The sequence below is a fragment of the Rhodococcus sp. IEGM 1330 genome (assembly GCF_033142445.1).
GTDB lineage: Bacteria > Actinomycetota > Actinomycetes > Mycobacteriales > Mycobacteriaceae > Rhodococcoides.
Window position 1 is genome coordinate 330,319 of the sequence record NZ_JAWLSB010000002.1, and the last position, 20,909, is coordinate 351,227.

A 20,909-nucleotide genomic window follows, 5' to 3' on the forward strand; every position below is an offset into this window, starting at 1 on the left:
TCTTCAGCCTGCGCGGTGTCGTGCCTGCTCGGTAGGCGTCAGTTCGTCCACCAGTCATAACCCAGGGCTATGGCTGCAGGTGAGTCTTCGCGGCCACGGTGAGCAACTCCGCGGCCGGTCCACTCGGCGCGCGGCCGGACGGCCAGATCGCCCTCAACTCACGACGCAGAGTCAATCCTGGGATCGGTACGCGGACCAGGGTGCCGGCGGCCAACTCGGGGGCGACGGCCAGTGAGCTCAGCACGGCTCCGCCGATTCCTGCCCCGACAGCGGACTTGATCGCCGTCGTCGACGAGACCTCGAGGAGCGGCGACATCGGTTGCCCGAGACCCGCTGCAGCCAGAGCGCTTTCGTAGGCCGAGCGCGTCCCCGACCCCGCCTCCCGCGTCACCAGTGCGGTGCCGACGATCTCGACGGCCGACGGCGCAGTGACGGCCCAGGAGTGATCCGGTGCCACCACGAGCACCAGTTCGTCGGTGGCAACGGTCCGGTGTTCCAGAGCTGCAGGCACAAAGGGACTTTCGATGAATCCGAGGTCGGCAGTGCCCGCGAGCACTTTCTCGGCAACCACCGTCGAGTTACCCGAACTCAGCGCCGGAACGATGTGCGGGACAAGTGTGTGCAGCGTGACCAGCCAGCGCGGCAGAAGATACTCTGCGACAGTCTGACTCGCGGCAATCTGCACATGGCCGATGCGTTCGGCGTGCAACGTAGCGATGGCCGTGGCCAAATCCTCGGCGGACCGAACGACCGGTGCGGCCCAACTCGCGACGAGCTCACCGAATTCGGTCAGTACCGTTCCTCGTGCGCCCCGTGTCAGCAATGGAGCGCCGACACGCCTCTCCAGCGACCGGATACGTGCACTGGCCGCCGGCTGCGACATGCCGTGAGCCCGACCCGCCCGCCCGATGCTGCCGAGCTCGGCCACCGACAGCAGCAGGTCGATGCTGGTGAGATCGGCAACGTGAGGGGGAAGCGGCACAGGGCGAGCCTACTTTCGTCAGTACTCGCCGAACAGGTCCAGCTCGCCCTCGGGCTCGGTGGTGTCCGAGGACTCGATCACATCTTCCGTGTCTTCGGGATCGTCAGGATCGCTACGCTCGTGCAGCACCGAGCCCACCAGCGCGGTGACGTCGATGGCGGCGGGATCGGGGATGGGATGCCCCTCGACGAAGGCGAGTCGCTCGGCCGACAGGTAGGCCAGGCGCACGGCCTGGACCACGAGGACGCGTCGCAGACCTTCGGAGACCTCGCCGCGTTCACGAGTGACCGCTGCCAACCGTGAGATGGTTTCGGCGCGGCGTGCGATCCGGATATCGGGATGCCCGCGCTCGCGTCGGGTCTGCTCGGAGATCAGCGACCGACGCAGTGATGCGGGGAGTGCGATGGGCTGCGAGACCGGCGGAATCTTCTCGTTGAGGATCGCCTTGTGCCGCGACTTGTCGATGGCCTCGAGGTACGCCGTGTACTCGTGAGCATTCAGGTCACGCTCGGCCGCGCGGAAGTGTTCTGCGCCGTCGGACTTCTTGAGATCCTCGTACTGCCACAGCGGCCAGATCTCGATCTCCGCGACTTCGAAGACATCGAGCACCCGCATGGCGACGGCGTCGGTTCGCTGGTTCGTCAGATGACGCTGCACCCGAACGCTGAGCTTTTCCTTGGTCTGCCCCACGTAGATCGGCTCACCGTCGTAATCGTAGAACGCATACACGCCCCATTTGGCTGCCGACCACACCCGGCCCCGATCGTCTCTCTCGCCCAGCACTTCTCGCAGAGCGGTGCGAAAGGACTGTACGTCGTCCGCGGGAAGAGTGCTCTTGCGCGGCGCGACGGCAGACGACCGCAGCGAGGACTTACCGTGACTGGACATGCGCCGCAGTCGTATTAAACGCAGTCGAACTCAGTGTCCCGGTGACGAGTGGCATCAGGTAGTGCACGGCGAGCCAGGCGACCACGGGAACGCACACCGCATCACCGAAACCGAAGAGCGCCTGGTTGTTTCGCAGGCCGTCGAGTGTGTACTCGCCCGCACCCATCAGGCGGGCGTATTCGAGTGGCGTCATCCAGCGCACCTGTAACCGGCCGTTGCCCATCTTGACCACAGCCTGTTTCGAAGAACCGCCGCGGGCGGTACGGAGGCAACCGGAGATGTCGTCGGGGCGAGCCTCCCAGACGGCGACGCCGTTGCGGGTGCGACGGTAGGCGGTGCGGTAGCTGACCTTGCGAGCCTTCTTCAGAATCTCGATGCGCTGCAACTGAATCGGCGACAACGACTGCACGAACGCTGCGGTACGGGCCGCATCCCACCACCGCTCGTCGCGGTAGTCCATGCGCTCGACCACATCACCGAGACCGCTGGTCAACGGAATCGGCGGACTCGGCAGCGGAGCCCGATGCGTCAGCAACGTCGAATCGCCGTACACCGCCTGCAGCCAATCCGGTCGAAGCTCGCTGTTGGGATCGCGGGCATCCTCGGGGGGATTCTGCGCCCCGATCAGGAAGAGGCGTGGACGCGACTGTGGGACGAAGCGTCGAGCATCGATGGTGAGGACATCCACCGAATAGCCGAGCTCGTTGAGTTCCCGGACCGCTGCGGCCAGATCGTCTCCACCGTGACTGGTCGCCAGCCCGACGACGTTCTCCAGCGCCACGACCTCGGGTCGAGCATCACCGAGCTCGCTCAGGACCCGCGTGAAATGCCGAAAAGTAGACGAGTTCTTGCCCGCAAGCCCGGCCCGGCCGCCGGCCAACGACAAGTCGGTACACGGAAACGACGCCCACGCCAACGACAAATCCTCGGGCAAATCGTGACCGCGAGTGGCAGCGACATCGCCGAGTTGAAAATGGCCGGCATCGTCACCGAAGTGCTGGCGATACATGTGATGCTTGTCGCGCTCGATGTCGTTGGCCCACGAGACCTCGAAACCGGCCTGCTCCAAACCCATTCGGACGAGGCCGATACCGGCGAAGAACTCCGCGACCGTGTGGATCCGACCGAGCGCAGGTGCCGAAGAACCACCCGGCACCACAGTCAACTTCGGCATTCACTCAGGCTAGTACAGAGTGCCGACAGACTGTCCTTTCTGGTCATTCCGCAGGCTCTGACCCATTCTGTTGGTCGTTCTGTGGGGCGTCGAAACCCTTGTTCAGGGGATCAATCCCATACCCCCGACTGTGCTCAAGCACGACTATCGGCTGACGTTGTGCACATCGAAAAGACCCTCATCGGATCTGCGGTCAGTTCGCTCGAATTGAGCCTGCAGCGGACCCGCAGACCACTCCGAGACCTCGAAGTAGGGTTCGGACTGATCGACAACAGCAGGGTTCGGCCAAGCCCAGCTAACGCGGCTAATTACTCAAAGCCTTCAGCCGAAACGAGCAGTTCGGTCCGGTGCCACAAGCGATTGTTCAAGGCACCCAGGCAAGCGTGCTTCGGTAGCGCCCATCACTCTCGCATCTGTGGGACTAGCTGCACAGCGACACCGCGAGGATCGTTTGTGTCAGAGGCTGCTGCGACACTGGCAACATGAGCGCCGAGACACACGTAGGTGTCTGGATTCCATTCACAGGCAAGCGAGAGCTCCATGTATACGAGGACATGCTCCTCGACTATGTTTCAGCGGAACATCAGATGCGGCATGCCGTTCTGTTCCTGGGGCAACATGGCGGTGACCCGTACCGCCGCTTCGGGTCCGAACGGACGGTAACGCTCAGATCGGACCCGCTACCCCACGGTGGGCCGGTCTTCACGTACTACCCAGACGACCGCGTACTAGCCGCAGCTACTGCCCGTGCCCGCGGAACCGTACTGGCGGTGCTGTCCAGCAGTCGCCCTGAGGCGGACGGGTGGGCGGCAGCGGTACAAGCCCACAATTTGCTGACCGGAGAGCCGACGCCCGCCGTCGACGCCGAGACCGCGGGTCATCTCGACGATCTAGTGGATGCCGGCTACGGCGGCGGCTACAACAAGCGGGACAACTACATCATGTCCAAAGTCTGGCCCGCTCTCACTGCCCTCCTTGCGCAGGGGCGCAGCAGCGATTTCATCGTGACGTACTGCCTTGCAAAAGGATTGACAGCTACGCACGCGAAAGATCTTCGAGGGCTACTACCGGCCTGAGATCCTGCTGCCACGCCCCACACGCGTTGAGGGTGAACTTACTCGGGAACCTCGACCCAATCGCCGAACGGCGGCTTGGTCGCGTTGCGTACACGGATCGACTTTCCGTCACGAGGCCACTGGACGATCTTCTCGACGAGAATGCGCTGTGTATCAACGCCTTTCGCGCTATCGGGGGTCAGAAAGGCCCCTGCGCCGTTCTTCTCGTCCTCCTCTACGATGCGTGCGCGCTCAACCGGTCCGGGGTTCGGGCCGTAGTAGCCCGCGACGGACTTCTTGTAGCCGCAATCCGCGCGGCCGCCGTTGTCCGTGCGTTCCCAAATCGTCATGTGTGCCTTCCTGGTTGGATGTTTCGAAGGTCGGATCTCCGATGCCTGCGCAAGCGTAGAGGCGCTGTCGGACAAATGAATATTCCAACCAACAGTCGATGCCCGCCGATACCCTGACGGTCATGGATGATGACATCTCGGAATGGCAGCGACGCCTCGTCCCAGTTCGCGAACTGGCGGCAGCGTGGCAACGTCAACCAATGGGCGGGGCCGAAGGTCAGCCCATGGCCGGCAACTACATCGACGCCTTGGACCATTCGCCGTTCGGCGACCTGGTGTCCGACTTCGACCGATTATCCGCGACCACCACTGATCCGATCGTCCGAGCGATCGAACCCGCTGTCACCCAAGTTCGCGAACTCCTACGACCGAAAACCATGACCGGGCTAGACATGGTCGCCTACATGAAGCGCATCGAGGCAGAAATCGGAAGTTCGTTGTCTGCGCTCGATCTCGTTGTTCCTGATGTCGCCACTGTCGAAGAGTTGGTCGATCAGCTCGAACGCGACTACCTTCTCTCCCTCGCGGTTGCGTTGACCAGCCACGATGCCGTGGCCAGCGCGGTCAACGCGTGGCTAACGGCCGGCCGCGACGCCGCGTATCTGGACGTGCAGACGTTTCGCATCGTGGATTCTCCCGGGCTAGGACGGATCGACATGTACCACGTCGAGTCCGCCACGTCGGCAGGAGTGATGACGTTCGTCGCAGGTGAAGGACTACTGGAAATCGGCGCTTACCCTGAGTTGCAATCGATGGTGTACGGCCAATGGTTCACACACATCTTCGCAGTCTGGGAGGAACGCTACAGAGGACGACTGGCCCTGGCCCACGGACTCGCGCCTGATGGCGACCGCTGGCGACGAACGGACCTCCTGATCCCTCTGTTCGGAGACATCAGAACGATCCGGAACGACTTCGTACACAACCAGGGCGTAGCCGACGAATCCACACGAAACACGATCCTGGCGTGGGGATCCGACGACAAGCCCCTCGAGATCACGGTTCCGCAGATGCAGTCACTCGTCGAACTGTTTCCCCGGGCCGAGCTGTTGGCCACACCTACACGTGCCGCAGGGGCGAAGCCGGTGACCTTTCCGTGGCCGGTGAAGCCAGAGTTGGTGGAAGACATCCACAACAGGGCAGCGCTACTCAAGCTCACTCGAAGGAATCGACGAGAAATCGGAAACGAGGCCCTACAACTGTGGCTCGACGCCAACCCCGAACCGACCTGAACACCTGACGCCCACAGGCGGAGCGCACGCACGGATAATTCAGACCGTGGGCTATGACTCGGCTGTCCGGTCGGTGCTGACCTGGTCGAAGCAGAACGAGAATGTCAGGGCCGTCGTTCTCACCGGATCCCCCGCAACGCACGCAGAGCATCCGCTGTCGGACCGGGATATCGAACTGTACGTCCGCAACACAGAACCGCTTGAAAACGACGATTCCTGGTGGCTCGAACTCGGTGATGTGCTCGCCGTAGGACGGTTGGAGAACGGTGACGACCAGCCCACACGCCTGGTCTACTACGTCGGTGGAAAGCTCGACTTCACTCTGGTTGACGTGGCCGATGCGGCCGGCGAATACGATCGTCCGTTCCAGGTCCTCCTCGACAAGGACGGTCAGCCTGCGGGATCGAACTGCGGCACGTCGAAAGCCTGAAGAGAACTAGCCACATCAGTGGGAAGGTCAGCGGCGATCACTTCTAGTAACCGCTTAGTACGAAGCAGTTGGTTTACAGCCAGCTCGGCTAGACTCTGTGTATCGAAGTGCGCCACCAAGGTCGGACTGAGTTCTGCGGTTCTCGCCGCATCGATAATCTGCGGGTACCCGATTTTTCGCTCTAGAACGGCCCGACCGTCTTCTCGATGATGGTGCACGATTGTCACGCCAGCGGATTCGGCCCAGGCCTCGGCGAAAGTTGCGACTTGAGATGAAGCAGACACTGGGACAAGCGAACTCGCCTCTCGCAACATCTGTGCAACCAACCCGAAGTGTGTGAGGGTGAGATCGTCTTGCGTCAACCGGATGGAATCAGGGATCGGCTGGGAGTTCGACAATGTTTGCCAGAACAATTCGGGATAGGACGAGGCCACCGACAAGAGAGCCGCAACGTCGCACTTGTTCGGTGTCGGCGGCAACTCATGTTCAACGCCTGCAGCCGCCAGAACCTGTCGGCATGTGTCGAAGGACTGAGCGAGCAGGGCGCAGATCGAGACAAGCCACGGAAGTGCCTGCCTCTCGACTCGGCGGTTCTGCCACCGCGCTATAAGCAAATTCGAGAACACCAGGCCAGGACCGACAAGGAAGAGAGCAGCGCACACGCTGATCCAGAAACTTGCGCTGTTGGGCAGGGTCAGACCAGCGACCAGTGCGGCCAGGCTGAGAAGTATCCCGCCTACAGCAACCGTGCGCGGAACCGCCTCTTGGCGGGGACCGTCCCACCAATCCTTCACACCCATCTACCGATTTTGTCATTGATTCACACCACTGATTCAAGAGGGCACGCCGAATCGTTTCAGTTTGCAGGACAACTCCATCTCGAGGAAGTCGGCCTGACCGGCTTGCTGCGGTTTGGGTGCGCGTTTTGACCAGGATTGAAACGATCCGCCCTTTACAGCAACCTCACCCTGGCGCGGGAAGAACGAGCCGCTCTAGCGGTTGCGAGAAGTGATTAGTGCAGTCCACTTCTGAAACAGTGCAGTCGTCTTCTGAAACTGACAGCCGCCCACCCGCGCTCACTGTCACTAAGAAGCGGGAAGCTACCCGAATGCGCAACCAGGTCAATACAATCGGTGATATTGCGGATGCCCTCGGTGTCAGCAAACGCACCCTCTATCGCGACTTCGAGAAACTCGGTCGACAGTAGGAAGTCGGTTACGTGCTGCGTCGGCGGCCACCGAGCACGCACTGACAATCACGACCAGATCGGAAGCACTCGTATTCGTGGTAAGGCCATGGGGGCCTGCCCTTCTCGGGGTTACCCCGTCTCACCGCCGCAATGAACTCACGGCCCTCTTTGAGCATCCCGGAGACATCGCCGCTCACACGGATCTCGTAGCCAGGGAACTTGGCCATCAACTGGCGAAAGATCTCCATCCCGAGACCTGGCCGACGAAGATCCTCGTTGTCCTTGCCGAACCCGTGGTTTTGCAACATGAGGGTCTGCACGACCTTTTCGGACTCGTGAACTTCGAACGTGAAGCATCCGATCGGTACCCCGTCGTAGAAGCAGGTGATGTCACCGGGCGCAGACCCGCCACGTTCGTCGCGAATACTCAGCACGTACTGGAACTCGGGGCCGTCGTACATCTACGAAGTATGACCGCACACTGCACCCGAAACTGTCGGAATCGAAGGGCTCGCTGGAGCGAGCCAGTGGACACCAGCTGGGCACAGTACGCACTTCGTCTACCAAAGCTGCATTATGCGTGAGCTGCGCATCTGGACTCTGAGCAGGGGATTAATAGCCCGCGTGATTGTGAAGGTTCGAAACTCCGTCTACAGTTGGACTTAGGCAAACAGTGGACACAAGCCCACAAAGGGCGACTACCAAGGTGCTGGAACACCGAGATAGCCGCCCCTTGCCCGAGGTCTCCCTTTGTCAGCGCCGGCGCGAGAAGCTAGCAGCCAACTGGAGTCCTAGAGCCAGCAGCTCGATCACCAGTAATACGGTGGTCGAGCTGTTGCCGTATGCGAGCAACACTGCTGCTCCTCGCATACACATCGCGCCCTGCGTAAATGCAGCCGCAAAGCTCTCGGCCCGCGGAGGCCTCGGTTCTTCAGGTGGATCAGGCGTAGTAGCAGCCATCCCCGCCCCCTCTCTTTGTTGCTCCCGACGGACTCTCCGACGGGGGGGGCAGCCCCCATCGGAGGGGACTGCCGAAAGTGAAGGCGCGTTTCCGCGCCTAGGGGCAAGAGGGCGAGAAGTGCATCGCGCCGATCCACGCTCTATTCAGTTGGAACTTCAGATGGTGCCGACCACCGTGTACAGCAGGTCATATGTGGAGTCGAACCATCACGCACCCGATCTTACGTGTGAAATCGGGCACTACGAAGGACCTAGGAGCGTAGTCACAAAGTAATAACTCCCTTCGATTCGGATACCACACGGGGACTGCCTGATCAAGGTTGAGACCGACCTTTGGCGTCGTTGATGCTGCGAGCGCGTGCCAGCGCGGTCGCGTAGTTCGGCCGATACAACGTGGTCAACGTCAATTCGACGTGCTCGATCGCCTCGGCGACCTCCGTCAGCGTCACTTGGTCCTCGTGAGTTGCCACATTTCCCATCCACTTCGTCGCCAGCAGAAGCTCGCTCAGCTCGGGTTGATCGCGCTTGAACTCGGACAGCCGCTCATCGAGCGAAAGACGCCCCCTCTTACCTGTGTTCCGGTGAGTTGGCAGCCCCCGCTCGGTCAGCAGCTCCTCGACCCCCTTTCTCAGAGCGGTCATGGCAGCAGCGGGATCCAACCACATCAACGCGTTGACTCGCCTCAGCTCCTGATCCACCGATACCGGGTATTCCGTGTGGTGATCGAATACCTCCACCGGGGGGTAGAAGTGCTTGACCTTGAGGACGTCAACCTCGCTACCCCGGTAGTGGCCGTCATCGTCGACGCCGAACTGCACATCCACCGCCATGTCACCCACGGCGTGCACCACACCGAGACAATCCCCCTGGTTGCACTCCAATGCCACCGAAAAGATGCCTGTGACGTCGGCTGGGTTTATCTGCTGGTATTGAGCCTGACTAAAGGGATGGTCGTACCTGACGTCATCGTAAATTCGACCATTCTTCTCGGCCCTCGGCACTGTGAGGACACCCTGATTGCACACCGGACACTCGATCGATGGCCACGACGATGCGTTGAACCACCCGTTCGGCAGAAGCTGCGAGACAAATCGTTTCACGGACACATTCCCTTTGGTCGAGGACTGACCATCATAGGAAGCAGGCACGACAGCACGCAGGCCAGAACAGCCTCACCGCACCGCCGCTCCGTGGTCTGGGAACTGTCGATCCCCGCCGGCCGAGAAATACACCGCCAGTTGGTGCGAGCAGAAGCTGCGGTGCGGCCTCCCAAAGCAGCTCAGTCAGCAGCCTCAGTCTCGAAGCGACTGCCACAACTCCACATTGAGTAAATCGGTATAACCCATATCCACCAGCGCTCTCTGTATCTCATGGGTCGGCACGCCTGCGTAGAACGGCGACTCCAAGCTCTTGTCCATCCGCAGCTCTTGGGCGACGATGCCGACCACCCGCCCGTCGGCCGCGACAATCGGACCGCCACTGTTACCTGGCCGAGCAACCGCGGAAAACAGCAAGAGCTTGTTCCCCGAATAGTCCACAACCTCTGGATTCACTACCCCACCCGAATGGACCAACAGCGACAACTCACGTGTCATTGGTACGGATGGATAACCGAAAGTCCACACGGAGTCCGACCACTCAGGGTCGCGGAACGCAACTCCATCAGCCAGACCGCTCACGCCCTCCACTCCTGTGACTTCGATAATCGCTACGTCCAGATTCTTGTCCGGATCCCCGCCCATATCGTGAGCGTTGATATCTGTGACTTTCAGCCGAACGGGCGTCACCGAAGACGACTCCGCAGTCGGGGGTGCGGCAGACGACGTCTCCACGAATTCGACCGACATATCGCTCACCACATGCCGGTTGGTAAGCACGTGCCGATCGTCGAGCAACAGCCCGGTCCCCGCGGTTTCCCTGCCATCACACGTCCCGACAACAGCCACCGCGGCGGGCATGAAAGACCTGATCAGAAACTCCGGGCCCAGAGCGCGCGAAAGCCATAGATCGCCCCCGGCCTGGGCTTTCGTCACGCCGGCCGACATAGCGTAGAAGCAATCCCCAAACGGAGGCGGCATGGAGCCGGGCATACGGTTCAGCAAACCTGCGCGCGTCAAATCGTCGGCAACCGCCGCAATCTGGGTGCCAATGACCCACGGATCTTCGACCAGCTCGGTGTGCTTGAGGTACTCGATGAATTCGTGCAGCGCCAGGGGCAAAGAGTTGCCAGGCGGGTTCGGCTTACCCAGACCAGCTTTGATTTTGTCGGAATGGAGCGGGAAAAACGCGTTCGCCATGTGCTTCGCAATCTCGAGCCGCACATGCAGCGGCAACCTCGTGTGCGGAGTCATCTTCTGCACCGTCGAACACGTCCAATCGTCGGGCCCGACCCGACTCCAGTGTGCCTCAATCCGTTACATCTCAACCGCGCTACCGCGATACCGAGCGTGGCCGGTCTCCGTCGCTCCCGCACAATCACCTTCCATATCTTCGGCGCACTCGCCGGCCTCACACTTCAGTTGCTCCGCGAACGCACCCACGCCGGCCTCGCCGCAGCCCGCGAACGCGGGAAAGTCGGCGGACGATCACCCGCACTGACAGCCACCGGGAAATCTGGAGTGACCTGATGGGCAATCGAAGCGACACGATTGCAGATTTCGCCGACGTTCTGGAAGCGGTAAACGCACCTTGTAAGTAAGACCGGACCAAGAGGACCCCTGCCGGAGGTCAGGACCTACTACCTGACGTTGGAGCCCCGATCGCAGGCTCCACTCGTGCCTTCACGCAGTGGTCGCCAGCGCCGCAGCCAAGCCGAACGCCACCGCCAGCAGGCAGACGTGCGCAGCCGCGCGCCCCACCGAGTGCTCCACCGTGGATCGGTGTGCGGACACGGTCGGCAACCACGTCCCACGGATCCGGTGAGCCAACGCGACCAGGATCACCGTGACGAGGACCTTGGCGAGAACGATTCGGCCGTAACCGGTCTCGACCACGGCAGTGAGGCTCTCCAGCTTCAGGACCGCGTCCAGCGCCCCGGTGGTGGCAACCCCGAAGACGCACCAGAACGCGACTCGCGAATAGACCGGCAACAGCGTCGCCCATGCTGATTTGCTCCGCAGACTCAACGCCATCGCACCCAGTACACCGAGCCACACCGACGCGCACACCACATGCACGGCAACGGCGAACGACCCGAACGCGAACTGCGACATGTGCCCGGTGATCGGCCGAGCGACCAGTGCAAGGGACGCCAGCACGATCACCGGAATCGGAGACCAGCTCGCCCCCAAGCGATACCCGGCCACCCCGATGGCGCACAGAGCGAGCGCCAGGATCGCCGTCGCCGAACCCAGACGACCCACGGAGATCGAGGTGGCGAACGTGGTGAAAGCGCTCGGCGACAACGTCAGTGGCGTACGCCCGGCGGAATCGGCCGCCGCCGCGACCAGCAGAACGAACTCGGCCACCGCCCACAGTCCCGACAGATAGCCGATCGCGCGCCACATCACCAGCGAGTCGACGGCGGGGCGTCGGGACTCGGAATTGCCGTCCAGGACAGCGAGAACCCCGAACCCCAACACCACCGAGCCCGACGCCACCGCGATCACCCGTAGCCACGACGACCCACCGGGAAAGGTGGGAAACGCCAGCGCGAACGCTGCCGCGACTCCCAGCAACGCCGCAGCTGCGGCGGCGAGTACCAGCCGAACGCTTCTCTCGCCCACCGCAGCCACGTCGGTGCTACTTCCCGGTCTTCGTCGTGCCCAGGGCCTTCGGCTTACGCAGGGCGAACCCCAAAGCCCCGGCGAAGGCCAGAACCGCCACTGCGATCAGCGCGATGTTCCCGTAGCCGCCGAGGAACGAATTCTCGGACTCCTCGGTGCTGCTCGACGCGTCGGCCGGTGCCCCGGGAGTGCCGGATCCTTCCTGCGTCAGCGTGAATGTCGCAGTACCGCTCACGGGATGCCCGTCGGCCGAGGTGATGCGATACGCGAGCGTGTACTCGCCGATCGGTCCCAGTTCACCGACGTCGACGACGACGCTCTGACCCTCGACGCGTGCATCGCCCTCGGACCAGATGTTGCCGTCGGGCCCGACGACGTTGAGCGTGGCGAACTGCGACTGCGGCACCTCGTTGAACGACACGGACGCCGTCGCCGGAGACGAGTCCAGGGAGGAGCCATCGGCCGGGCTGTACCCGGTGACCTGGGAGTGCGCCGATGCGATCGGTGCCGCGATCAACAGCATCAGCAGTGCTGCGACCGAGACCATCAGCGCCTTCGTAGAAAAGACCAGCGACCTCATGAGCGCCGCGCCCGGATCGTCGCGCCGATGCCCAGACCTGCGCCGACGGCACCGAGCACGAGCCCGACGCCGGCAAGCCAGCGGGCGGTGTTGTCCTCCGAAGACGTCGTCGATGCCTCGGTGGTTGCGGTGGTCTCGGTGTTGGCGCTGCCGTGCGCATCACCGCTCGCCGCGGCGAGAGTCAGAGTGGGAGCGGGCAGTTCGGGCTCGCTCCCGTCCTCGGCCATCGGCTCGTTCCAGTCGACGACCTCACCGTCGGTGTAGGTCTGGGTGGCGGGGAACGAGACGCTCTCCTGCTCGGGCAGCGGGCCCGCGGAGAGCAGGAACTGCTGGAACTGGCCGGGACCGACCTCGGAACCGGGGTTCGCCGTCCACGTCACCGACACCGCGAGATCGGCAGAGTCCTTCTCGACGGTGGACGTCCAGCCCGGAATAGGCTGCGTACGAGCTGAATTGAGGCCGGGGAGGGTCACCTTGACCGAACTGGTCGAGGCGGTATCGGACTCGGTGGGCACACGGAACGTCAGCACCGAGTAGCCGCCTTGTTCGGCGTCGGGTGCCACAACGGCGACGTGTGCGGATGCTGCGCCTGCGCCGATCAGCAGTGCGCCGACGGTGGCTCCTGAGACGAACAGGGCACGGGAAAGAAAGCTCTTCATGGGTTGGGTCATTTCTGTGCAGAGATGTGCGGAAAAGGATGTCGGTCAGTACACCGATATCGGGGGCCCGCGACGAGAGATGACCCAGTCCAAAGCGGTGCCGTCGACCGACGGAACCGCGACGGACATGGACACGCGACCGACGGCGGAACCGTCGGGCAGGGGAGTGAGGAGCGCGAGAACCGCTCGGACGATGGACGTGATCGGGCCGTAGAGGCGCTCGGCCGCGGCGATCATCAGGCCGGCGACGACAGAGGCGGCCGCGTGGAAGGCAAGCATCGCTGTGCTGGGAAGAAGTGAGTGCGCGTGCATCTCCGCTGCACTACCGAGGCTCAGCGCGATGTGGGCGACGAGTTGGCCGGCCAGCAGAGCCGGGAGCAGCAGAACGGTCGAACGCCTGGGCAGGGCCGTCATGGCACCGACACCGATGCCGACGGCGATCAGCAGGGCCAGTGCGGAACCGTCGGGCCACTCGCCGCCGGCCATGCCGTGTGCGGCCACCGCGAGCGCCGCGGTGACGATGCCGACAGCTCCGCCGCGAAGCGGGGCGGCAGAGCTGTCGGTCATCGGTTGTTCAGGGGGTCAGCGCACGCCGAGACGGGCGAGCAGGTCGGCCTCGATGCCGTCGAGCTCTGCGGAGATGGCGGCGTGTGCGGTCTTGCGGCGAGCGGGCGGCATCTGCTCGGACGCGCGGACCGCGGTGGTCAGATCGTCCAGACGCTCGCTGATCGCGGCACCGAAGCTCTTGGTCTCGGGATCGGAGTGGCGCGCACCGATGGTGTCGAGCGACTTCTCGGCACCGGCGATGCGGGCACTGAGCTTGCCGCCGTGGCCGGTGTACTCGCTGAGCTGATCAGGAGTGACACCGAGCTGCTGCGCCTTGCGGCTGTCGAGCTGCGCGCGGACGACCGTCGCACCGCGGTAGAGGATGGGAGCCAACACCGGAATAAGCAGCCGAGCGATGCCGAGGTACTTGCGGATCTGAGCCACGCTGAGCGTTCCTTGCACCGCGGCCTTCTGCTGCGCCTTGAGAGCAGAGACCTGGGCCTTCTCGACGTTCTTCTGCGACTTCGCCTCCACCGCGCTGAGCTTGCGCTGCGCTTTGGCGATCGACTTCAACTGCTTGCGCTCGTTCTTCGCGCCCAGCTTCGCTTCGAGTGTTGCTTTGTGCTTGAGCGCCTTGGCCTCTGCCTTGCGAGTGGCTCGACCCTTACGCTTGCGGAACAAACCCATCGAAAAGGCTCCTGACGTGTGCTGCTAGGCGGAAATGGTGCGTTACCCCCACCCTAAGGCAGTCGACGGTCGCGGGCTGTCGGAGGGCTGACCTAGTGTCTAGCAGTGTGAACGGTCAACGAGAGGCAGCGCCCGTACTGCTCGATGCCGGATCGTTGACGCGCTGTCGGCATCGGCTCTATCTCGACACCGCATACGGGTCGTTGCTGCGCGGGGAACCCGAGAACCCAGGGGTACGGCAGCGCCGAGAAGCAGCTCAGGCTCACCGTGAGCACGTCCGCGCGCAGCTGGCTGTGGACGATCCGATGCTGTGGACCGAGATCGACGAACCCACCGCCCGAGACGCTGCCGACGCCACCGTCGCCGCCTGCCGGGCCGGAGTGGAACGCATCTGGAATGCGGTACTGCCCCTCGAACGCGACACCGGCCGACGCGGTCGCAGCGAACTGCTCGTCCGCGACGCGGCGGGCGGGTACATCCCGGTGATCGTCGTCAACCACAAGGTCACCGACCCCGGCCGCGGCGCGCGCACCACCCCGCTCGACCAGTGGTCTCCGTCGATCGACGAGACCCGCAAGGTGCGCAGTCAGCTACGCGACCAGCTCCGGCTCGCTCACCTGTACCGCATGCTGGCGCACGAGGGCCTGGCCACGGCCACACCCGTCGGCGGCGCAGTGGGCTACAAGGGCGAATGCATGCTGGTGCACGATCTCACCGCGGTCCTCGATGAATACGACACCCGGTTCGCGGACCGGCTCTCGGTTGCCCAGGGTGCCGCGTTCACCGTCCCCTCCCAGGTCAGCGAATGTCGGTCGTGTTCATGGTGGTTCGACTGCAAGCCGCAACTCGAAGCCGTTCGCGACGTCTCGCTGGTCGCCTCCGGGTCCCGTGCCGATGTGCTGCGCAGCGCCGGCGTACGCACCATCGACGAGTTGGCGCAGTGGACCGGCCCGGCTCCCGAGGAATGGCCCTTCGGAAACTTCGACGACGCCGTGTCCGCGGCGCTGGCCTGGCGAGCCGACGTGCCGTTGCTGCGGCGCTCGGAGACCGTGACGGTGCATCGCGCCGACGTCGAGGTGGACGTGGACATGGAGAGCTACCAGGAACACGGGGCGTATCTGTGGGGCACGCTGCTCACCGAGGCAGGCGGTCCGCCGCCGACGTATCGCGGTTTCGTCACCTGGGACCCGCTGCCGACCGTGGACGAGGGCCGCTCGTTCGCTGTGTTCTGGAACTGGTTGATGGATACCAGGGCCGATGCGGCCGCGCGCGGCAAAACCTTTGCGGCGTACTGCTATTCACGGCAGGCGGAGGACAAGTGGTTGCTCGATTCGGCCCGCCGTTTCGCCGACGTTCCCGGTGTTCCCACCGAGGCGCAGATTCGCGAGTTCATCGACAGCGAGCAGTGGGTGGACATCTACCAGGCCGTGAGCGATCAGTTCATCTGCCCGAACGGCAAGGGACTGAAGAAGATTGCGCCGGTCGCAGGATTCGCGTGGCGTGACGACGAAGCCGGCGGCGAGGCGTCGATGGGGTGGTATCGGGAAGCCGTCGGATACGACGCGGAGCCCGACCACACGCAGCGCGAGCGACTGCTCGTCTACAACGAAGACGATGTTCTGGCGACGAAAGTATTGCGCGAGTGGATGTCCGACCGCGCGGAGAAGGAGATCCCGACGGTGGCGGACCTCCGCGCTCGCGCGTGACCCCGCCTCGATCGGCGGGGCCACGCACCGGCTGAGCGAGTAACTCTAGCGAGGAGCCATACGGATTGCGCCGTCCATGCGGATGGTTTCGCCGTTGAGGTAATCGTGCTCGGCGATCATCTGGACCAGCTGCGCGTACTCGGTTGGCTGCGCCAGACGCGAGGGGAACGGTACCGACGCCTCGAGGCCCTGACGGTATTCCTCGGTGACGCCTGCCAGCATCGGGGTGTCGACGATGCCGGGTGCGATGGTGTTGACGCGGATGCCGACCTGGGCCAGGTCGCGCGCTGCGGTGATGGTCATCGCGTGCACGCCGCCCTTGGAAGCGGTGTAGGCGATCTGGCCGATCTGGCCCTCGAATGCGGCCACCGATGCGGTGTTGATGACGACGCCGCGCTGGCCTGCGTCGTCCACGGTCGACTGCGACTGCATCCGGTTCGCGGCCAGCCGCATCACGTTGAACGTACCGAGCAGGTTGATGGTGATGACGGTGCGGAACAGCTCGAGATCGTGCGGTCCCTTCTTGGACAGGATGCGACCCGCCCAGCCCACGCCCGCGCAGTTGACGACGATGCGCAGGGGCACACCGGATGCGACGATCGTGTCCAGTGCGGCCTCGACCTCTGCTTCGCTGGTGACGTCCGCGGGGAGCAGCGTCACCCCGGCCGGGACGCTGTCTCCGGCACGCTCGATGGACTGCGGCAGATCGAGCCCGAACACGGTGACGCCCGCGGCGGCCAGACGCGCTGCCGTTGCGGCACCCAGACCCGATGCCCCGCCGGTGACAAGTGCTGCTGTTCCTGAAATCTCCACGTCGTACGATCCCCTTCGCTCACAGTGACGGGCCGCGGCACAGGCAGCGACCTCGTGGTCGTTCTGCACCATAACCGGCGGGGAACCTCAGGTACCGCCGGGCACCGAACATCCATCACCGCCGGATGTGACCGGTGTGGTCGTACTCGACTCGGTGCGCACCGTCGCCCAGGTCGTCGAGCAGAATCGTCGCCGCCACGGGGCGGCCCGGAGGCAGGAGGCGGACCGTCACCGCGCCTGCCTCGGCGGCATCGAGTGCGCTCGACGTGGCGGCCACGATGCGTTCTCGTACATCGTCGTTCAGCTCGGCTGGGGCTCGGTCGTCGAGCATCATCACCTCGACCCCGCGGGCCCGGGCCGATCTCGCAGCGCGAGCGAGGTCGGGCCGAACCAGACCGCGGGCGCGCAGGGAGTCGCGAAGTTCGGCTTCGAGCAACACGCACGCGAGGATCTCCTCCTCGGTGAGGTCGGGACCGTCGGCGATGCGCTGCAACAGTGGACGGGCCAACGCGTCGAGACTGGCCAGGCGGGCGTCCCGTTCCTGGAGGACGGCGGCCGCTGCAGCCCGAGACGCGATGCGGACCGTCGACTGCTTGCGTAGCTCGAAGATGGCTGCGGCCAAAGGCCGAATGGTGAAGGCGAAGAACGTCGACATCAACAGCGGCGCGACGTTGATGGCGCTGAACGACAGCCCGTACAGCGGACCCTGACCCGTCAGCGTCGCCCACCCGATGGCGACGGAGATGCTGAGCGCCAGTCCGACCCACGCGGCCAGGGTGCGGCCGCGGACACACATGAAGGTGTAGATCACCACGGACATCCCCAGGGGCCAGGTCTGCAGGCTTCCGGTCAGTGGAACCGGCAGCACGGCGAAAACCAGCGCGGCTGCCACCGGGCCCGATGCGGTCATCAGTGCGGTCGACCGCGCGCTCGGTGGGTCACCCGGCGCTCGGAGTATCAGGATGACCGCGGCCGAGAGCACCAGCACCGCTGCGTATTCGGGCCACCCTGCGGACACCCCGGTCAGGGTCGCGGATGCACACACCAGGCACGCGAGGATGAAGAATCCGGCAACCGCATACGCCGCCGTCGACTTCATCGCCAGCAGGTCGCGAACGTCCTCGCCGTTCATCGCTTCCAGCCCAGACGAACGGAGGTTCCTCTACTCGACGATTCGATCTCGGCCGATCCGCCGTCGAGCTGACGCATTCTGCCTTCGATGCTGACGGCGACACCGAGCCGGTGCGGTGGCACCGAACGTCGATCGAAGCCGATACCGTCGTCCTTCACGGTGACCTGCATCGACGACGGCGCCAGCTCGACGGCGACCGATCGTTTCGATGCTCGCGCGTGAATCGAACTGTTACGCAGGGCTTCGGCGAGTGCGGCCGCGATGGCTCGTACCGCATCGGCCGGATATGTCTCGGTCTGTTCGACCGCGTCCTCGTGCACGGTGAATTCGATCGACTCGTCGACTGTCGTTGCGGCAGAACGCAGCTGAGCCAGAGTCTCGGCGGCCGAGAACGTCTCGGAGACGGTGCCGGTGGTCAGGTCGTCCAAATGCGACAGAGCCGAGCGCGCCTGACGCGCCAGGCTCGGCGTGCGGCCATGGCGCGCAACAGCGAGCAGCGACGACATGACCTCGTCGTGGATCAGTGCATCGAACCGTTCACGTTCGACCTCGCGAGCGGTGGCCGCAGCCGCCCGGGCTGCGTCGTCGTGTGTGGTCGAGATCGTGGCGTCGAGAATGCGTCCGGTGCGCACCGCGGCCAGCGTCGCGGCCACGAACACCGTGCAGAACATCATCGCGAAGGAGATCTCCGCTATCACGTTGCTACGGGGAAACGGTTCTCGCACAGCTTGATTGGCGAGCTGCACGATCACGACCGAAGTGGTCATGTGAACGAACGCCGGGACGGGGTGCCACACCGTTGCGGCGGCGAGTGCGGCCAGGCCGGGAAACACCGCGAGAAACGTCCCGGCCTGATCGAAAGTGGTGCCGTCCCAGGCCACCCACCACAGCAGGGCCATAATCGGGAACGTCGCTGCCGCGATCGAACCTGCGACTCTGATGGCGGTCATACTCGGGTGAAAAGTGATGGCCCCGAATGCGAAACCACTGCCGAACACGACCACAACGGTGACCGGAGTCCACCAACCGGGAACCACCTCGCTGCTCCGCGCGATATCCGGGATCAACAGCAGCAGATAGATGAGATAGCCGGTACCGACGAAACGGCCGAAAATTCTGATCAGCCGATCGGTCGAACGGTGCGCTGCGTCGGTCTTGCTCACCTGCTGGTCGTCGTTCATGCACCCCTCCCGGGAGAGGAGTGTAAACCAAGGTCAGGCGCGTTCGGTGGTGGTCTGCTTCTCCGATTCCCGCGCTGCCCTGGTGCGAGAGCGTCGAACGAACACGGCGACGACGACGGCGGAAATCACGACGACCGCTCCGGCAGCGATGTACGGGGCTGCGGTGCCGGGCATCAGGCCCTCGAAGAACAGGACAGCACCGAAGACGAAGAACAGGATGGCCGCGCCGTACTGGATCATGCGCTCCGGCAGGTGCTTTCCGAGCACCGCGCCGACCACGATGGCGAGAGCATCGGCCGCGACCATGCCGATGGTCGAGCCGATCCACACACCCACCCAGTCGTTGTCGGCGGCGAGAGTGACGGTGGCCAGCATCGTCTTGTCGCCGAGCTCGGCGAGGAAGAACGCCGACGCGATCGCGAGGAACGCGGATTTGGTGACCCGGGAGGCTTTCGCGCCTTCGTCGTCGGACAGCGAGTCGCCGCGCAGCGTCCAGAGTCCGAAGATGACGAACGCGATGCCGCCGACGATGGATATCGCCTCGGTGGGGATCGACACGCCGAGGAAGTGGCCGACCGCGACGGACACCAGGTGCACGACGGTGGTGGCAACCGTGATGCCGCCGATGACGACGTACCACTTGTAGCGCAGGGCGAACGTCATGGCCATGAGCTGGGACTTGTCACCCAGCTCGGCGACGAAAATGACAGCAAAACTCAACAACAATGCGGACAGCACAGAAGACTCCTCGGTCGTCGTACGGACCGAAGGTCTCGCCCACCGGAACTGGCCGGTTCAGGTGCCGGGTCGCAATGGGCGACCAGTATGTCGACACGTTGATTGGGGGCTACTCCCCTTCGCTGTGAACGACTTTAAGGGGCGAAAAGCGAATTGTCCAATGCGCCAATAAGTTTGGGATCCCGAAAAATCGTGTGCGGGAAGCGGTCAGGACGCCAAGAGCATTGCCAAAACTGCGGTGTCGGGATCGCTGATGGGGTCGAGACCCACCCGACTGACCATCGAGGTGACGGTGCCGTCGGACTCGGCCTCGACCCAGGCCGCCCGATGGTCGAGCCCGAGGTGGGGCAGGCCGGGAAGCAGAACGCAACCGGACGCCGCGCCCGCACACTCCGGGAGCGTCGGTGTCGTCTCCGACGGCGGATGCAGCATCAGCAATGCGGCAGGTTGATGCGCCGCGAACCGTCCGGGAGCCAACGCGAAATCGCCGATCACCGGACCCTCGGCGACGACCAATCCGACCGTCCCCGGCGCGGGGTCGTCGGGCAATTCCTCACGCACCCCGAACACAGTCGATGTGGCCAACAGGCCCGGCATCGAGGCGACCCGCACAGCGAGGGCCAGAAATTGCGCCCATTCCTTGGTGGTGTCCGGCCAGCGGCCGGAAATCACGAATCCGCGCAGCAGACCGGCGGCATGAAACGGTGAAACACCGATGAGATCTCGCTCGTCCATCTCGATCGTTCCTCCCAGACAGGTACAGGGCTCGAAGCCGGGTACACGACGTTGGGTAGGAAGAGAATGACGCGAAAACGGCTGGCACACAAGATGGGGAGAGTGCCAGCGGGCTCCCTTCGAAGCGTGAATGGACCACTGCACCCG

23 protein-coding genes are annotated in these 20,909 nt (G+C 63.9%); 5 read left to right on the forward strand and 18 right to left on the reverse strand.

The features are described 5' to 3' along the window. Nucleotides 1-67 precede the first annotated feature (67 nt). From R4P57_RS06490 to R4P57_RS06500, 3 genes are read right to left on the reverse strand one after another with little or no spacing between them, the layout of a single operon-like run. The gene (locus R4P57_RS06490; protein WP_317802034.1) at nt 68-982 is read right to left on the reverse strand and encodes a LysR family transcriptional regulator; all 915 of its coding nucleotides are present in this window, start codon (nt 980-982) and stop codon (nt 68-70) included. 18 nt (nt 983-1,000) lie between these two features. Beyond that, nucleotides 1,001-1,870, reverse strand: coding sequence for a GIY-YIG nuclease family protein (locus R4P57_RS06495; protein ID WP_317802035.1), 870 nt, complete (start codon nt 1,868-1,870; stop codon nt 1,001-1,003). Then, nucleotides 1,854-3,044 carry a DNA cytosine methyltransferase gene (locus R4P57_RS06500; protein ID WP_317802036.1) on the reverse strand — a complete coding sequence of 397 codons (1,191 nt, stop codon included), beginning with the start codon at nt 3,042-3,044 and terminating at the stop codon, nt 1,854-1,856. Before R4P57_RS06500 ends, R4P57_RS06495 begins: the two co-directional genes overlap by 17 nt. A gap of 482 nt (nt 3,045-3,526) precedes the next feature. Between R4P57_RS06500 and R4P57_RS06505 the strand changes: the two genes are divergently transcribed. After that, entirely contained in the window at nt 3,527-4,120 is a 594-nt protein-coding gene (locus tag R4P57_RS06505) for a hypothetical protein (protein WP_317802037.1), read from the forward strand. Nucleotides 4,121-4,158: 38 nt separating this feature from the next. Here the strand turns inward: R4P57_RS06505 and R4P57_RS06510 are convergent, their stop codons facing one another. Beyond that, nucleotides 4,159-4,449, reverse strand: a complete 291-nt coding sequence (locus tag R4P57_RS06510; protein WP_317802038.1) for a hypothetical protein — start codon at nt 4,447-4,449, stop codon at nt 4,159-4,161. Between the two features lie 122 nt (nt 4,450-4,571). Here R4P57_RS06510 and R4P57_RS06515 point away from each other — a divergent pair, with 122 nt between their 5' ends. Together R4P57_RS06515 and R4P57_RS06520 are read left to right on the forward strand one after the other, a co-directional pair. After that, on the forward strand, nt 4,572-5,681 hold the full coding sequence (locus R4P57_RS06515) for a hypothetical protein (protein ID WP_317802039.1): 1,110 nt from the start codon (nt 4,572-4,574) through the stop codon (nt 5,679-5,681). A gap of 46 nt (nt 5,682-5,727) precedes the next feature. Further along, nucleotides 5,728-6,111 carry an aminoglycoside 6-adenylyltransferase gene (locus tag R4P57_RS06520; RefSeq protein WP_317802040.1) on the forward strand — a complete coding sequence of 128 codons (384 nt, stop codon included), beginning with the start codon at nt 5,728-5,730 and terminating at the stop codon, nt 6,109-6,111. On the opposite strand, the gene R4P57_RS06525 is transcribed toward R4P57_RS06520, so the two are convergent. Beyond that, nucleotides 6,072-6,911, reverse strand: coding sequence for a hypothetical protein (locus tag R4P57_RS06525; protein WP_317802041.1), 840 nt, complete (start codon nt 6,909-6,911; stop codon nt 6,072-6,074). The two genes, R4P57_RS06520 and R4P57_RS06525, sit on opposite strands and share 40 nt — an antisense overlap. A gap of 236 nt (nt 6,912-7,147) precedes the next feature. Between R4P57_RS06525 and R4P57_RS06530 the strand changes: the two genes are divergently transcribed. Continuing rightward, nucleotides 7,148-7,318 carry a helix-turn-helix domain-containing protein gene (locus R4P57_RS06530; RefSeq protein WP_317802313.1) on the forward strand — a complete coding sequence of 57 codons (171 nt, stop codon included), beginning with the start codon at nt 7,148-7,150 and terminating at the stop codon, nt 7,316-7,318. 8 nt (nt 7,319-7,326) lie between these two features. Here R4P57_RS06530 and R4P57_RS06535 read toward each other — a convergent pair whose 3' ends face one another. From R4P57_RS06535 to R4P57_RS06570, 8 genes are all read right to left on the reverse strand, one after another. Further along, entirely contained in the window at nt 7,327-7,761 is a 435-nt protein-coding gene (locus R4P57_RS06535; protein WP_317802042.1) for a hypothetical protein, read from the reverse strand. Nucleotides 7,762-8,574: 813 nt separating this feature from the next. Beyond that, the gene (locus tag R4P57_RS06540; RefSeq protein WP_317802043.1) at nt 8,575-9,408 is read right to left on the reverse strand and encodes a DUF4145 domain-containing protein; all 834 of its coding nucleotides are present in this window, start codon (nt 9,406-9,408) and stop codon (nt 8,575-8,577) included. 144 nt (nt 9,409-9,552) lie between these two features. Next, nucleotides 9,553-10,611 (reverse strand): serine protease, encoded by a 1,059-nt coding sequence (locus R4P57_RS06545; protein WP_317802044.1) that lies wholly within the window; start codon nt 10,609-10,611, stop codon nt 9,553-9,555. Nucleotides 10,612-11,040: 429 nt separating this feature from the next. After that, nucleotides 11,041-11,994, reverse strand: a complete 954-nt coding sequence (locus tag R4P57_RS06550; RefSeq protein WP_317802045.1) for a CopD family protein — start codon at nt 11,992-11,994, stop codon at nt 11,041-11,043. A gap of 7 nt (nt 11,995-12,001) precedes the next feature. Then, on the reverse strand, nt 12,002-12,532 hold the full coding sequence (gene mprA, locus R4P57_RS06555) for an MprA protease, GlyGly-CTERM protein-sorting domain-containing form (RefSeq protein WP_317802046.1): 531 nt from the start codon (nt 12,530-12,532) through the stop codon (nt 12,002-12,004). Between the two features lie 29 nt (nt 12,533-12,561). Next, nucleotides 12,562-13,224, reverse strand: a complete 663-nt coding sequence (locus R4P57_RS06560; RefSeq protein ID WP_317802047.1) for a YcnI family protein — start codon at nt 13,222-13,224, stop codon at nt 12,562-12,564. 45 nt (nt 13,225-13,269) lie between these two features. After that, complete coding sequence (locus tag R4P57_RS06565) at nt 13,270-13,791, reverse strand: hypothetical protein (RefSeq protein WP_317802048.1); 522 nt, start codon at nt 13,789-13,791, stop codon at nt 13,270-13,272. A gap of 15 nt (nt 13,792-13,806) precedes the next feature. After that, entirely contained in the window at nt 13,807-14,457 is a 651-nt protein-coding gene (locus R4P57_RS06570) for a DUF6474 family protein (protein WP_317802049.1), read from the reverse strand. 107 nt (nt 14,458-14,564) lie between these two features. Between R4P57_RS06570 and R4P57_RS06575 the strand changes: the two genes are divergently transcribed. Then, nucleotides 14,565-16,163 carry a TM0106 family RecB-like putative nuclease gene (locus tag R4P57_RS06575; RefSeq protein WP_411742309.1) on the forward strand — a complete coding sequence of 533 codons (1,599 nt, stop codon included), beginning with the start codon at nt 14,565-14,567 and terminating at the stop codon, nt 16,161-16,163. 45 nt (nt 16,164-16,208) lie between these two features. Here the strand turns inward: R4P57_RS06575 and R4P57_RS06580 are convergent, their stop codons facing one another. The 5 genes from R4P57_RS06580 to R4P57_RS06600 all read right to left on the reverse strand — a co-directional run bounded on the left by R4P57_RS06580 (nt 16,209) and on the right by R4P57_RS06600 (nt 20,762). After that, on the reverse strand, nt 16,209-16,976 hold the full coding sequence (locus tag R4P57_RS06580) for an SDR family NAD(P)-dependent oxidoreductase (protein WP_032397116.1): 768 nt from the start codon (nt 16,974-16,976) through the stop codon (nt 16,209-16,211). 115 nt (nt 16,977-17,091) lie between these two features. Then, nucleotides 17,092-18,108, reverse strand: coding sequence for a hypothetical protein (locus R4P57_RS06585; protein WP_317802050.1), 1,017 nt, complete (start codon nt 18,106-18,108; stop codon nt 17,092-17,094). Further along, the gene (locus R4P57_RS06590; protein WP_317802051.1) at nt 18,105-19,289 is read right to left on the reverse strand and encodes an ATP-binding protein; all 1,185 of its coding nucleotides are present in this window, start codon (nt 19,287-19,289) and stop codon (nt 18,105-18,107) included. Before R4P57_RS06590 ends, R4P57_RS06585 begins: the two co-directional genes overlap by 4 nt. A gap of 33 nt (nt 19,290-19,322) precedes the next feature. Next, nucleotides 19,323-20,027: a TMEM165/GDT1 family protein gene (locus R4P57_RS06595; RefSeq protein WP_317802052.1), complete on the reverse strand. Its 705-nt coding sequence runs from the start codon at nt 20,025-20,027 to the stop codon at nt 19,323-19,325. 207 nt (nt 20,028-20,234) lie between these two features. Continuing rightward, entirely contained in the window at nt 20,235-20,762 is a 528-nt protein-coding gene (locus R4P57_RS06600; protein WP_037186605.1) for a hypothetical protein, read from the reverse strand. Nucleotides 20,763-20,909: the final 147 nt, after the last annotated feature.